We start from the raw sequence: 12,267 nt of genomic DNA, 5'->3' as shown, positions 1-12,267 counted from the left end.
CTGTAATTTGAGTGAGAAGTAAAACCCTTTGACGTTGAAAATTCTACATATTTTGCGCCATAAAATGGAGTGGTGCGAAAACGTTCAACATCTGCCGTTAACGGCTATTTGAGGCTAGTTTCAGGGGCAGAGTAAATCACTTTTTCTCTGGAAAATAGCATTCTTGTGGTAAGTCGCTAACCCACACAATAGGTTAGCTATTTTTTTGGATCATGAATAAAGATCCCTTTAAAGCAAAACACTGTTTTAATTCTTCAATAGTGTGACGTTTGAAAAAGAAACAGCGTTTCATCTTGATGATAATGGCGCTCAATTATCAATCAGGAGAATAAGATGAACTATAAAATACCTCTGTCCTTAATGGTGTGTAGCGCCTTTACTGCAACAGCTGCGGATCAGCCAGTCTGGAAAGCCATTGCTTTTGGACAGTCAACCGATCTGAATTTTTCGTCGAACGTACTGCCGGAAAAAATCGGCGTTAACGATGTCACTATCGACGGGAAAAAACTCTCTGCACAGGATACAGCCAACCTGTCTAAACCCGTCACCCTTGAAAGTCGTGGCGGTAAGATCGCCAACTCACATGACGGGTTAACGTTTTTCTATACCGAGCTACCAGCAAAGGAGAACTTCGTTTTACAGGCCACTGTTCGGGTAGATCAATTTGGCCCGGAAAACGGGGCGAAACCCGCCGCCCAGGAAGGGGCTGGTCTGTTGGTGCGCGACATCCTCGGCGTACCACGCCAGCAGCCGTTGAAAGAGGGTTATGAGGAGTTCCCGGCGGCATCGAATCTGGTGATGAATGCCATTATGACGCAGGATAAAAAAGACCATCATCGGATAAAACTGCAGGCCATAACCCGCGAAGGGATTTCTCATCCGTGGGGTGATGCCGGGGCGGCAATTAAAAAGCAGAGCTACCAGGAAGAGGTGGATATTAGCAAGACGCCAGCGTTTCGTTTAAAGCTGGAACGCACCAACGATGGGTTTATCACCGCGTGGGCTCCCGCAGGCAGTGACGCATGGGTGAGTAAAAGTGTGCCACGCGCCGATCTCATTTCTGTACAGAACAAAGATCATTACTACGTGGGCTTTTTCGCCTCGCGTAATGCCAAAATCACCGTATCCGACGCGATGCTGACCACTTCAGCAGCGAACACCGTGGTGTCTCAACCCTGGCAGGCAAAACCTGTTCCCGTTGTTGTTCAACTTGCTTCTGCGAGCAAAAGCCTGACTGACCACTATCTGGTTCAGGCCCGAGCGAACTACGACGGGGTATTCAGCGTTCGGCAAAACGAAGTGGTGATCGGGAGTGATAAACCGGTCAAAGCGGGAGAAATGTACGTCGTTCCCGCGACGCTAACGGAGAGTAATGCGTTTAGTCTGACATTCACCCCCACCAGCGGTGAAGCCGTTCATCAGACGTTTACCGTCGATAAGGTGAACGGTATTGATACAACAACGCTTCACGTTTCACCGGTGGGTAAAGCGGATGGAAGAGGTACGCAAGAATCTCCTGTGGATTTAGCCACCGCGATCGGTCTGGTTGCGCCGGACGGAAAGATTATCCTGAGTGCGGGTGATTATCCACGGAGCGAAATTCCTCTGACGGCCAGCGGCAGTGCGGGAAAAATGACGACGTTACAGGCTGAAGGCAAAGCGGTAATCCACGGTTTGCTGGTGGATGCAAATTACTGGCATCTCAAAGATATTGAGGTAACAGATAAAAGTCTGCGCGTACAGGGGAGCCATAACGTTATTGAGAACGTCACCGCTTATCGCAACGACGATACTGGCATCCAGATCTCCTCCCCGGATAATATTGGCCGACCACTGTGGGCCCGCGACAACCGGGTAATCAACTCTGAATCGTATGCCAATGAAGATCCGGGCAAAATAAATGCCGACGGCTTTGCGGTCAAAATGCGCGTCGGCGAGGGCAATCGCCTGGAAAATTGCTATTCCCATGACAACATCGATGATGGCTTTGACCTGTTCAACAAGATTGAGGACGGTGCTAATGGCGTTGTGGTGATCGAGAATTCAATTGCCCGTAACAATACCAGCAACGGTTTCAAACTCGGCGGGGAGGGCCAGCCTGTCGCACATGAAATCCGCAACAGTAAAGCAATCGGCAATCATCTGGATGGTTTTACCGATAACTTCAACCCAGGCGCGCTGGTGGTGGCGAATAATATCGCGATAGATAACCTGCGCTTTAACTTTATCTTCCGGCCCAGCCCGTATGGTGAAACAACCACACAAGGTGTATTTACCGGTAATAAATCGGTGCGCACAACCCCCGGAAAGTATGACGATGCCGTAACGGGGAATATTGATGAGTCGAACTATTTTATCGTGAAAGGGAAAAGCGTGAACGACAGCGGGGAGATACTGCCAGATGGCGCTTCGCTTATCTCACAACGGTAAGCTCAGCGCCACGCAGTATTCAGCGGATTAGTGGTTGAACGTACCGAAAGAGACGTTCATGTTGCTGAAGAGAGCGATGATTTTATTGACCAGTTTCATGATGGCATCCTGATTTATTGAGGTTTATTTTGTGACACACTTCACAAAAAAGAGTCTACGCCTCATTTTTTAACCGATCAATATTTTTGTGATGAAAATCACAAAATAATAAAACAGCTTTTCAGTTTCATTTTTCATGAAACGAAACCATAAAAAAAGCCAGTCTGAAACCAGACTGGCTTTATGCTTTTCAAGCCGGTGTTACATCGCTTTTTTGGTCAACTCGATAACGCGCAGTTTGGCGATCGCTTTGGCCAGTTCCGCAGACGCCTGAGCGTAATCCACGTCACCATGAGAGCTGTTAATGTGCTCTTCAGCCTTACGCTTCGATTCCAGGGCTCGCGCTTCGTCGAGATCCTGGCCACGAATAGCGGTATCGGCCAGAACGGTCACACTGCCTGGCTGCACTTCGAGAATGCCGCCGGACAGATAGATAAACTCTTCATGACCGAACTGTTTAACGATGCGGATCATACCAGGCTTAATGGCGGTGAGCAGCGGCGCGTGACCAGGGAAGATACCCAGTTCACCTTCACTACCCGTTACCTGGATTTTCTCGACCAGACCAGAGAACATTTGTTGCTCTGCACTGACGACGTCCAGGTGGTAAGTCATTGCCATATCACCCTCCGATTAAGGCGTTAAAGTTTTTTGGCTTTTTCCACGGCTTCTTCGATGGAACCAACCATGTAGAACGCCTGCTCTGGCAGGTGATCGTATTCGCCTTCCATGATGCCTTTAAAGCCACGGATGGTGTCTTTCAGGGAAACGTATTTACCCGGAGAACCGGTGAATACTTCCGCAACGAAGAACGGCTGGGACAGGAAGCGCTGGATCTTACGCGCACGTGCTACCACCAGTTTATCTTCTTCAGACAGTTCATCCATACCCAGGATGGCGATGATGTCTTTCAGTTCCTGGTAACGCTGCAACAGGGACTGTACGCCACGCGCGGTGTCGTAGTGTTCCTGACCAACAACCAGTGGGTCCAGCTGACGGCTGGTGGAGTCCAGCGGGTCAACGGCCGGGTAGATACCCAGAGACGCGATCTGACGGCTCAGTACCACGGTTGCATCTAAGTGAGCAAAGGTGGTGGCTGGTGATGGGTCAGTCAAGTCATCCGCAGGTACGTATACCGCCTGAACGGAGGTGATAGAACCGGTTTTGGTTGAGGTGATACGTTCCTGAAGAACACCCATCTCTTCCGCCAGCGTAGGCTGATAACCTACCGCTGAAGGCATACGACCCAGCAGCGCAGATACTTCCGTACCGGCCAGGGTGTAACGGTAGATGTTATCAACGAACAGCAGAACGTCACGGCCTTCGTCACGGAACTTCTCAGCCATCGTCAGGCCAGTCAGCGCCACGCGCAGACGGTTTCCTGGTGGCTCGTTCATCTGGCCGTAAACCAGGGATACTTTGTCCAGAACGTTGGAGTCGGTCATTTCGTGGTAGAAGTCGTTACCCTCACGAGTACGTTCACCTACGCCCGCAAACACGGAGTAACCGGAGTGCTCGATCGCGATGTTACGGATCAGCTCCATCATGTTTACGGTTTTACCTACACCCGCACCACCGAACAGACCAACTTTACCGCCCTTCGCAAACGGACACATCAGGTCGATAACTTTGATCCCGGTTTCCAGCAGTTCCTGAGAGCTGGACAGCTCTTCGTAGGACGGTGCTGCGCGGTGGATAGCCCAACGCTCTTCTTCACCGATGTCGCCTTTCATGTCGATTGGTTGACCCAATACGTTCATGATACGACCCAGTGTTGCTTTACCTACAGGCACTTCGATCGGGTGCTCGAGGTCTTTCACTTCCAGACCACGACGCAGACCGTCGGAAGAACCCATGGCGATGGTACGCACGATACCGCCGCCGAGCTGCTGCTGTACTTCCAGCACCAGGCTCTCGTTACCATTCTGTACCTCAAGCGCGTCGTACACGCGTGGTACGGCGTCCTGAGGGAACTCGACGTCCACCACGGCGCCGATTACCTGGACAATCTTTCCAGTAGCCATCTTGAATCCTCTACGTAATTCGTAAACCTGGTTAAACCGCGGCGGCCCCCGAGACGATCTCGGTGAGTTCCTGAGTAATGCTGGCCTGACGAGCTTTGTTGTATACCAACTGCAGCTCTTTAATCAGGCTGCCGCCATTATCAGTCGCGGCTTTCATCGCCACCATTCGTGCGGCTTGCTCGCTGGCCAGGTTTTCTACAACGCCCTGATAAACCTGAGATTCGACATAACGACGCAGCAGAGTATCCAACAGCGGTTTCGGATCGGGTTCATACAGGTAATCCCAGGCTTTTTGCTTCAGCTCTTCATCTTCTGATGCCGGTAAAGGCAGCAGTTGAGTGAGCGTTGGGACCTGAGACATGGTGTTAATAAATTTGTTGCTGACAACGTACAGTCTGTCCAGACGGCCTTCATCATAGGCCTGCAACATCACTTTAACCGGGCCGATCAGTTCGGACAGGGACGGGTTATCACCCATACCGGTCACCTGAGCGACAATGTTGCCACCCACGGAGTTAAAGAAAGAAACGCCCTTAGAGCCAATCAGTGCCAGATCGCACTGAACGCCTTTTTCGGACCATGCTTTCATATCCGTCAGCAGTTTTTTGAACAGGTTAATGTTCAAGCCGCCACACAGACCACGGTCGGTCGACACCACCAGGTAGCCCACGCGCTTAACGTCGCGTTCTTCCAGGTAAGGGTGCTTATATTCCAGATTACCGTTTGCAAGGTGACCAATCACTTTGCGCATGGTATCTGCATAAGGACGGCTGGCCGCCATGCGATCCTGCGATTTACGCATTTTGGAAGCGGCGACCATCTCCATCGCTTTAGTGATCTTCTGCGTGTTCTGGACGCTTGCGATCTTACTACGTATCTCTTTTGCGCCGGCCATGAGCTTCTCCTCAATGCCTGGCGGCCTGTCCTGAGACAAGCCGCCGGACGATTACCAGGATTGGGTTGCTTTGAAGGAATCGAGGATAGCTTTCAGCTTGCCTTCGATTTCGTCGTTATAGCCACCGGTCTGGTTGATCTCTTGCATCAGCGGAGCGTGATCACGGTCGACGTAAGCCAGCAGAGCGGCTTCGAAGCTACCGATTTTCGCCAGTTCCACATCTTCGAGGTAACCGCGTTCAGCCGCGAACAGCACCAGACCCTGCTGAGCAACAGTCATTGGAGCGTACTGTTTCTGCTTCAGCAGCTCGGTCACTTTCTGACCGTGGCTCAGCTGTTTACGGGTTGCTTCGTCCAGATCGGATGCGAACTGAGAGAACGCAGCCAGTTCACGATACTGTGCCAGCGCGGTACGGATACCACCGGACAGTTTCTTGATGATCTTGGTCTGAGCAGCACCACCCACACGGGATACGGAGATACCAGGGTTAACTGCCGGACGAATACCGGAGTTAAACAGGTTGGTTTCCAGGAAGATCTGACCATCGGTAATGGAAATTACGTTGGTCGGAACGAACGCAGAAACGTCACCCGCCTGGGTTTCAATGATCGGCAGAGCCGTCAGAGAGCCCGTTTTACCCTTCACTTCACCTTTGGTGAAGTTCTCGACGTATTCCGCGTTAACGCGGGAAGCACGCTCCAGCAGACGAGAGTGGAGGTAGAATACGTCGCCAGGGAACGCTTCACGTCCAGGTGGACGACGGAGCAGCAGGGAAACCTGACGATAAGCAACAGCCTGTTTAGACAGGTCATCGTATACGATCAGTGCATCTTCACCGCGGTCACGGAAGTATTCGCCCATTGCGCAACCGGCGTATGGTGCCAGGTATTGCAGTGCAGCAGATTCAGACGCAGTCGCCACCACAACGATGGTGTTAGACAGCGCGCCGTGCTCTTCCAGTTTACGAACCACGTTAGAAATGGTGGACGCTTTCTGGCCGATAGCCACGTACACACATTTGATGCCGGAGTCACGCTGGTTGATGATGGCGTCGATTGCCATCGCGGTTTTACCGGTCTGACGGTCACCGATGATCAGTTCACGCTGACCACGACCGATTGGGATCATGGCATCAACGGACTTATAACCTGTCTGAACAGGCTGATCTACGGACTGACGGTCGATAACGCCTGGTGCGATAACTTCGATTGGGGAGAAGCCATCGTGCTCAACCGGACCTTTACCGTCGATTGGCGCACCCAGGGTGTTAACAACGCGACCCAGCAGGCCACGGCCAACCGGCACTTCCAGAATACGGCCAGTACACTTAACCTTCATGCCTTCGGCGAGGTCAGCGTATGGACCCATCACAACGGCACCCACGGAGTCGCGCTCCAGGTTCAGTGCGATGGCGTAACGGTTACCCGGCAGGGAAATCATCTCACCCTGCATACAATCGGCCAGGCCGTGAATGCGGATAACACCGTCACTTACAGAAACAATAGTACCTTCGTTGTGAGCTTCACTCACAACATTGAACTGAGCAATGCGCTGCTTGATCAGTTCGCTGATTTCGGTGGAATTCAGTTGCATGCTCCAGTCCCCTTAAGACTGCAAGACGTCTGCAAGGCGCTCAAGACGGCCGCGTACGCTGCCATCAATGACCATATCACCCGAGCGGATGATTACGCCTGCCATTACAGACTTATCGATTTTGCAATTCAGCTTAACTTTGCGTGACAGACGTTTTTCCATCGCGGCGGTGATTTTCGCAAGCTGTTCTTCACTCAGTTCAGTTGCGGAAGTCACTTCGACTTCGGCAGTAGCTTCACTGAGGGCACGTAAGTGCTCAAACTGCTCGAGAACATCCGGGAGCACACGGAGACGACCATTTTCTGCCATCACCTTAATCAGGTTCTGGCCGTTGGCATCCAGTTGCTCTCCGCACACGGCGATAAACGACGCGGCGAGGGTTTCAGGTGCTAACGCACCGGAAAGCAACTCGGCCATTTGTTCGTTTTTCGTCACCTCAGCGGCAAACGCCAGCATATTCTGCCAGCGATCGACATTTTGGTGTTCGACAGCAAAGTCAAAAGCTGCTTTGGCGTAGGGGCGAGCTACCGTAACAAATTCAGACATCAGCCCCTCCCTCCTTACAGTTCAGCGACAAGTTTGTCCACGATGTCGCTGTTAGCAGCTTCATCCACGGAACGTTCGATGATCTTCTCGGCGCCAGCAACAGCCAGAATCGCAACCTGCTTACGCAGTTCTTCACGAGCACGTTTACGCTCAGCTTCAATTTCAGCCTGAGCCTGTGTCACGATCTTAGTACGTTCCTGTTCTGCTTCAGCTTTGGCTTCGTCCAGGATCTGAGAACGGCGTTTGTTAGCCTGTTCAATGATTACCTGAGCTTCCGCTTTCGCTTTTTTCAGCTGGTCTGTCGCGTTGGCCTGTGCAAGGTCCAAATCTTTCTTAGCGCGTTCTGCAGAAGCCAGACCGTCAGCAATTTCTTTCTGACGTTTTTCGATGGCAGCCATTAAAGGCGGCCATACATACTTCATGCAGAACCAGACAAAGAGAATAAACGCGATGGCCTGGCCGAGGATTGTTGCGTTCATGTTCACAGCACAATACCTCTTAAATATCTGTGGCTTAGGGTTTTAAAACTACTACTACGCGACAGCAAACATCACGTACAGACCCAGACCTACAGCGATCATTGGGATTGCATCCACCAGACCCATAACGATAAAGAACTGAGTACGCAGCAGAGGAATCAGATCCGGTTGACGCGCTGCGCCTTCCAGGAATTTACCTCCGAGGATGCCGATACCGATCGCAGCACCGATAGCCGCCAGACCCATCATCACAGCGGCAGCCATGTACAGCAGATCCATATTCAGGTTTTCCATGACAGTCTCCAGTTTGTTTCAATTAAAACGTAGTAGTGTTGGTAAAAAATCAGTGCTCTTCAGACGCCATCGACAGATAGACGATCGTCAGAACCATGAAGATAAAGGCTTGCAGCGTAATGATCAGGATGTGGAAAATGGCCCATGGCACATTCAGAATCCACTGTGACCACCACGGCAGAAGACCCGCGATCAGAATGAAAATCAGCTCACCCGCATACATGTTGCCGAACAGTCGCAGACCCAGTGAAACAGGTTTGGACAGCAGGCTCACGCCTTCCAGGATCAGGTTGACCGGAATAAACGCCCAGTGGTTGAACGGCTGCAAGGTAAGCTCTTTCACAAAGCCGCTTACGCCTTTCATTTTGATGCTGTAGAAAAGAATCAGGATAAACACGCCCAGCGCCATCGACAGGGTGATGTTCACGTCCGCAGACGGTACAACACGCAGTGCTGGCAGGCCGAAGATGTGCTCGCCGATGAACGGCAGCAGGTCAATTGGCAGCAGGTCCATCAGGTTCATCAGGAAGACCCAAACGAACACGGTCAGGGCCAGCGGAGCAATCAGCTTGCTCTTGCCATGGTACATGTCCTTAACGCTGCCATGTACGAAACCGATGATCATTTCGACGAACGTCTGGAATTTCCCTGGAACACCGCTGGTCGCCCTTTTAGCAACACCGCGGAACATGGCCAGGAACAGAAGACCCAAAACCACCGAGAAGAACATGGAGTCGATGTTGATCGTCCAGAAGGTGGCCGGGGGGTTATGTGGATCCACCAGCGAGAATGTACGCAGGTCCAACTGAAGGTTATTCAGATGGTGACCTATGTAATCCTGCGGCGTCATATTTTCTGAAGCCATGATGCCTTTTACCCTTTGTTATTGATTACAGCTGGAGCCAGAACTTGTACCACCAGCACCAAAACCCACGTTGCTATCAGTGGCATAAAGACCACTTTCAAAACCGCCAGCGCCATCACCAGTAGAGCAAAGGTCAGCAACACCTTACACACTTCACCAAGAGCGAAGGACCAGGCCACGCGGCCTTTAGCAGGTGTATGCGCCTGATGACGCCAGGCAAAAATCATAAACAACACGTTTGGCAGAACAACCGCCAAACCCCCGCATACGGCGGAGATGCCCCAGAAGGGGTCTTTGAGGCTAAACAGCAGTCCACTTGCTATCACGGCCAGAAACTGAATGAACAGAAGTTTACGAGCAACGTTTCCACTCAAGAGCGACACAGACATCACGTTTTTACTCCTGCTCCCTTCGAGGTATGCCGCGTGTCGTATAAAACGTCCTTTAAGGCTCAGAGTCAAGCATCAAAAAGCGGTCAAATTATACGGTGCGTACCCGTGATTTCAAACATTAAGTAGCGAAAAGGTGAATAAATGTTTAAATATTTTTCCCCGTCGCTGTTTTTTAACTTTTGTCGAAAGCGTCCACCTTCAGGCAAAACTGCAAACCACGCGAAAACGTTGGCGATAAAGCGTGCACGAGATCACAAAATACACATTTACGATAAGGATGTATTTATCAAAGACGTAAATCGATTAATTTCATCTTTATGAAATTAAAGACAAAATATCGCAACTATTTTCAAAACAGCCCTGTATACAACAAAAACCTTTCATTGACATTCTTAATAAAAATTTAACACTGCGTTCTTGTTGCAGGTTTCTATATTTAGCAGACTGATATTTCCGTGCTTGACTATCTTGCTGATGAACAATTTTAGTAACGTTAACCGTAAGAAAACCCCTGGTAACAATCCGGTTAAATTTGCTTCAGTGAAATCTCTCCATGTGTGCTCATTTTTAACACAACAAGAACAGCACAAATTCCACATTTTTTATTAATTATTTAAAAATTTTTTGGCTTAATAATCACCAGGTGACGCTCACCGTCGAGATGAGGAATCTGTAATTTCTCAATAGATTCGACGGAAAAACCTTCCGGTAACTGTTCAATTTCGTCTTCAGGAACCTGCCCTTTCAGGGCGTAAAAACGGCCATCTTCTGCCGGCAAGTGCTTGCACCAGCTCACCATGTCGTTGAGTGAGGCGAATGCGCGGCTAATGACGCCATCAAACGGCGGCTCTGCCGGGAACGCCTCTACCCTGCTCTGGACGGGAGTGATGTTTTCCAGCTTCAGTTCATGCTGCACCTGGCGTAAGAAGCGGACACGTTTCCCGAGACTATCCAGCAGCGTGAAATGGCTTTCAGGGCGGACAATCGACAAAGGGATTCCCGGCAGGCCTGGGCCTGTGCCGACGTCAATAAAGCGCTCGCCGTTCAAATAAGGTGCCACCACGATGCTATCGAGAATATGGCGAATCAGCATCTCGTTGGGATCGCGTACGGAGGTCAGATTGTACGCTTTGTTCCATTTATGCAGCATTTCGACATACGCCACCAGCTGGTTTTTCTGGTGATCGGTGAGCGAAATACCTGCTTCTTCCAGCAGACGAGAGAGTTTATTGAGCACGGTAAATACCTGTTGAGACGCTTAATGGCGGGTGGAGCTTCGCTTACCCGCCCTACGGAGTTCAGTAGGCCCGGTAAGCACAGCGCCACCGGGCGATTTTCAAACACTACGCGCTGCGGCGCAGCATGCCTTGTTTTTTCAGCCACACCAGCAGAATTGAGATAGCGGCAGGTGTGACGCCGGAGATACGGGAAGCCTGGCCGATCGACACAGGCTTGTGATCGTTCAGCTTGGCGATCACTTCGTTAGAAAGGCCCGTCACCTGGCGATAGTCCAGCATTTCCGGCAACAATGTATTTTCGTTGCGTTGCTGTTTTTCGATCTCGTCTTGCTGACGTGCAATGTAACCTTCGTATTTCACCTGAATTTCGACCTGCTCAGCCGCTTCATCGTCTTCAAGGCCCGGCGCAAACGCGGTCAGTTTAACCAGGTTCTCATAGGTCACTTCAGGACGACGCAGTAAATCTTCACCACTGGCTTCGCGTGAAAGCGGCGCTGTTAAGTGAGCGTTCACTTCCGCAGCGGTTTCCGCCTGTGGGTTCACCCACGTTGTTTTCAGGCGCTGACGTTCCTGTTCAATGCGTTCCAGCTTTTCGTTGAAACGCGCCCAGCGTTCGTCATCCACCAGACCCAGCTCGCGGCCCTTTTCGGTCAGGCGCAGGTCGGCGTTGTCTTCGCGCAGCATCAGGCGGTATTCCGCACGTGAAGTGAACATGCGGTACGGTTCTTTGGTTCCCAGCGTGCAGAGATCGTCAACCAGCACGCCCAGATAGGCCTGAGAGCGACCCGGTGCCCAGCCCTCTTTCTCAGCGGAGAAGCGTGCGGCATTCAGACCTGCAAGCAGTCCCTGTGCTGCGGCTTCTTCGTAGCCGGTGGTGCCGTTAATCTGGCCCGCGAAGAACAGACCGTGGATGAATTTGCTCTCCAGAGTCGGCTTCAGGTCACGTGGGTCGAAGAAATCGTACTCAATAGCGTAGCCAGGACGAACGATTTTCGCGTTCTCCATACCCTGCATTGAGCGAACAATTTGCATCTGCACATCAAACGGCAGGCTGGTGGAGATACCGTTCGGGTAAATTTCATTAGACGTCAGTCCTTCCGGCTCAAGGAAGATCTGGTGCTGGTTACGATCGGCAAAGCGCATCACTTTGTCTTCGATCGACGGGCAGTAACGTGGGCCGATCCCTTCGATCACACCCGCATACATTGGGCTGCGATCGAGGTTATTGCGGATCACGTCATGGGTTTTCTCGTTGGTATGCGTGATGTAGCACGGCACCTGTTGCGGATGCTGCGCAGCATTGCCCATAAACGAGAAGACCGGCATTGGGTTATCACCGTGTTGCTGTGCCAGTACGCTGAAATCGATGGTTCGCGCATCAATGCGTGGAGGCGTACCGGTTTTCAGGCGGC

General features: G+C 51.3%; 12 protein-coding genes. 1 reads left to right on the top strand and 11 read right to left on the bottom strand.

Annotated features, from left to right (window positions below; translation table 11 throughout):
* Positions 1-333 precede the first annotated feature (333 nt).
* A complete protein-coding gene (locus ABGB15_RS00060) occupies positions 334-2,430 on the top strand; it encodes a right-handed parallel beta-helix repeat-containing protein (RefSeq protein ID WP_215723896.1) in 2,097 nt (698 codons plus the stop codon).
* 300 nt (positions 2,431-2,730) lie between these two features.
* Here the strand turns inward: ABGB15_RS00060 and ABGB15_RS00055 are convergent, their stop codons facing one another.
* The 11 genes from ABGB15_RS00055 to mnmG all read right to left on the bottom strand — a co-directional run.
* Positions 2,731-3,150 carry a F0F1 ATP synthase subunit epsilon gene (locus ABGB15_RS00055; protein ID WP_003862360.1) on the bottom strand — a complete coding sequence of 140 codons (420 nt, stop codon included), beginning with the start codon at positions 3,148-3,150 and terminating at the stop codon, positions 2,731-2,733.
* 20 nt (positions 3,151-3,170) lie between these two features.
* Entirely contained in the window at positions 3,171-4,553 is a 1,383-nt protein-coding gene (gene atpD, locus ABGB15_RS00050) for a F0F1 ATP synthase subunit beta (RefSeq protein ID WP_003862362.1), read from the bottom strand.
* A gap of 31 nt (positions 4,554-4,584) precedes the next feature.
* A complete protein-coding gene (atpG, locus tag ABGB15_RS00045; RefSeq protein ID WP_152082828.1) occupies positions 4,585-5,448 on the bottom strand; it encodes a F0F1 ATP synthase subunit gamma in 864 nt (287 codons plus the stop codon).
* 51 nt (positions 5,449-5,499) lie between these two features.
* A complete protein-coding gene (atpA, locus tag ABGB15_RS00040; RefSeq protein ID WP_152082829.1) occupies positions 5,500-7,041 on the bottom strand; it encodes a F0F1 ATP synthase subunit alpha in 1,542 nt (513 codons plus the stop codon).
* Positions 7,042-7,053: 12 nt separating this feature from the next.
* Complete coding sequence (gene atpH, locus ABGB15_RS00035) at positions 7,054-7,587, bottom strand: F0F1 ATP synthase subunit delta (RefSeq protein ID WP_152082830.1); 534 nt, start codon at positions 7,585-7,587, stop codon at positions 7,054-7,056.
* 14 nt (positions 7,588-7,601) lie between these two features.
* Positions 7,602-8,072 (bottom strand): F0F1 ATP synthase subunit B, encoded by a 471-nt coding sequence (gene atpF / locus ABGB15_RS00030; protein WP_003862370.1) that lies wholly within the window; start codon positions 8,070-8,072, stop codon positions 7,602-7,604.
* A 48-nt stretch (positions 8,073-8,120) separates the two neighbouring features.
* Positions 8,121-8,360 (bottom strand): F0F1 ATP synthase subunit C, encoded by a 240-nt coding sequence (atpE, locus tag ABGB15_RS00025; RefSeq protein ID WP_000429386.1) that lies wholly within the window; start codon positions 8,358-8,360, stop codon positions 8,121-8,123.
* A gap of 49 nt (positions 8,361-8,409) precedes the next feature.
* Positions 8,410-9,225, bottom strand: a complete 816-nt coding sequence (gene atpB, locus ABGB15_RS00020) for a F0F1 ATP synthase subunit A (RefSeq protein ID WP_100167517.1) — start codon at positions 9,223-9,225, stop codon at positions 8,410-8,412.
* 8 nt (positions 9,226-9,233) lie between these two features.
* Positions 9,234-9,614 carry a F0F1 ATP synthase subunit I gene (atpI, locus tag ABGB15_RS00015; RefSeq protein ID WP_152082831.1) on the bottom strand — a complete coding sequence of 127 codons (381 nt, stop codon included), beginning with the start codon at positions 9,612-9,614 and terminating at the stop codon, positions 9,234-9,236.
* A 616-nt stretch (positions 9,615-10,230) separates the two neighbouring features.
* Positions 10,231-10,854, bottom strand: coding sequence for a 16S rRNA (guanine(527)-N(7))-methyltransferase RsmG (gene rsmG, locus ABGB15_RS00010; RefSeq protein WP_215723895.1), 624 nt, complete (start codon positions 10,852-10,854; stop codon positions 10,231-10,233).
* Between the two features lie 106 nt (positions 10,855-10,960).
* Positions 10,961-12,267, bottom strand: a 1,307-nt coding sequence (gene mnmG / locus ABGB15_RS00005; protein WP_369064090.1) for a tRNA uridine-5-carboxymethylaminomethyl(34) synthesis enzyme MnmG, incomplete at its 5' end; no start/stop codon positions are given.

Source organism: Enterobacter sp. MALB-1, from assembly GCF_041021625.1.
GTDB classification, from domain to species: Bacteria; Pseudomonadota; Gammaproteobacteria; order Enterobacterales; family Enterobacteriaceae; genus Enterobacter; species Enterobacter oligotrophicus.
Note: the sequence above shows the minus strand (reverse complement) of the source record. Positions and strands in the feature narration are given on the sequence as shown.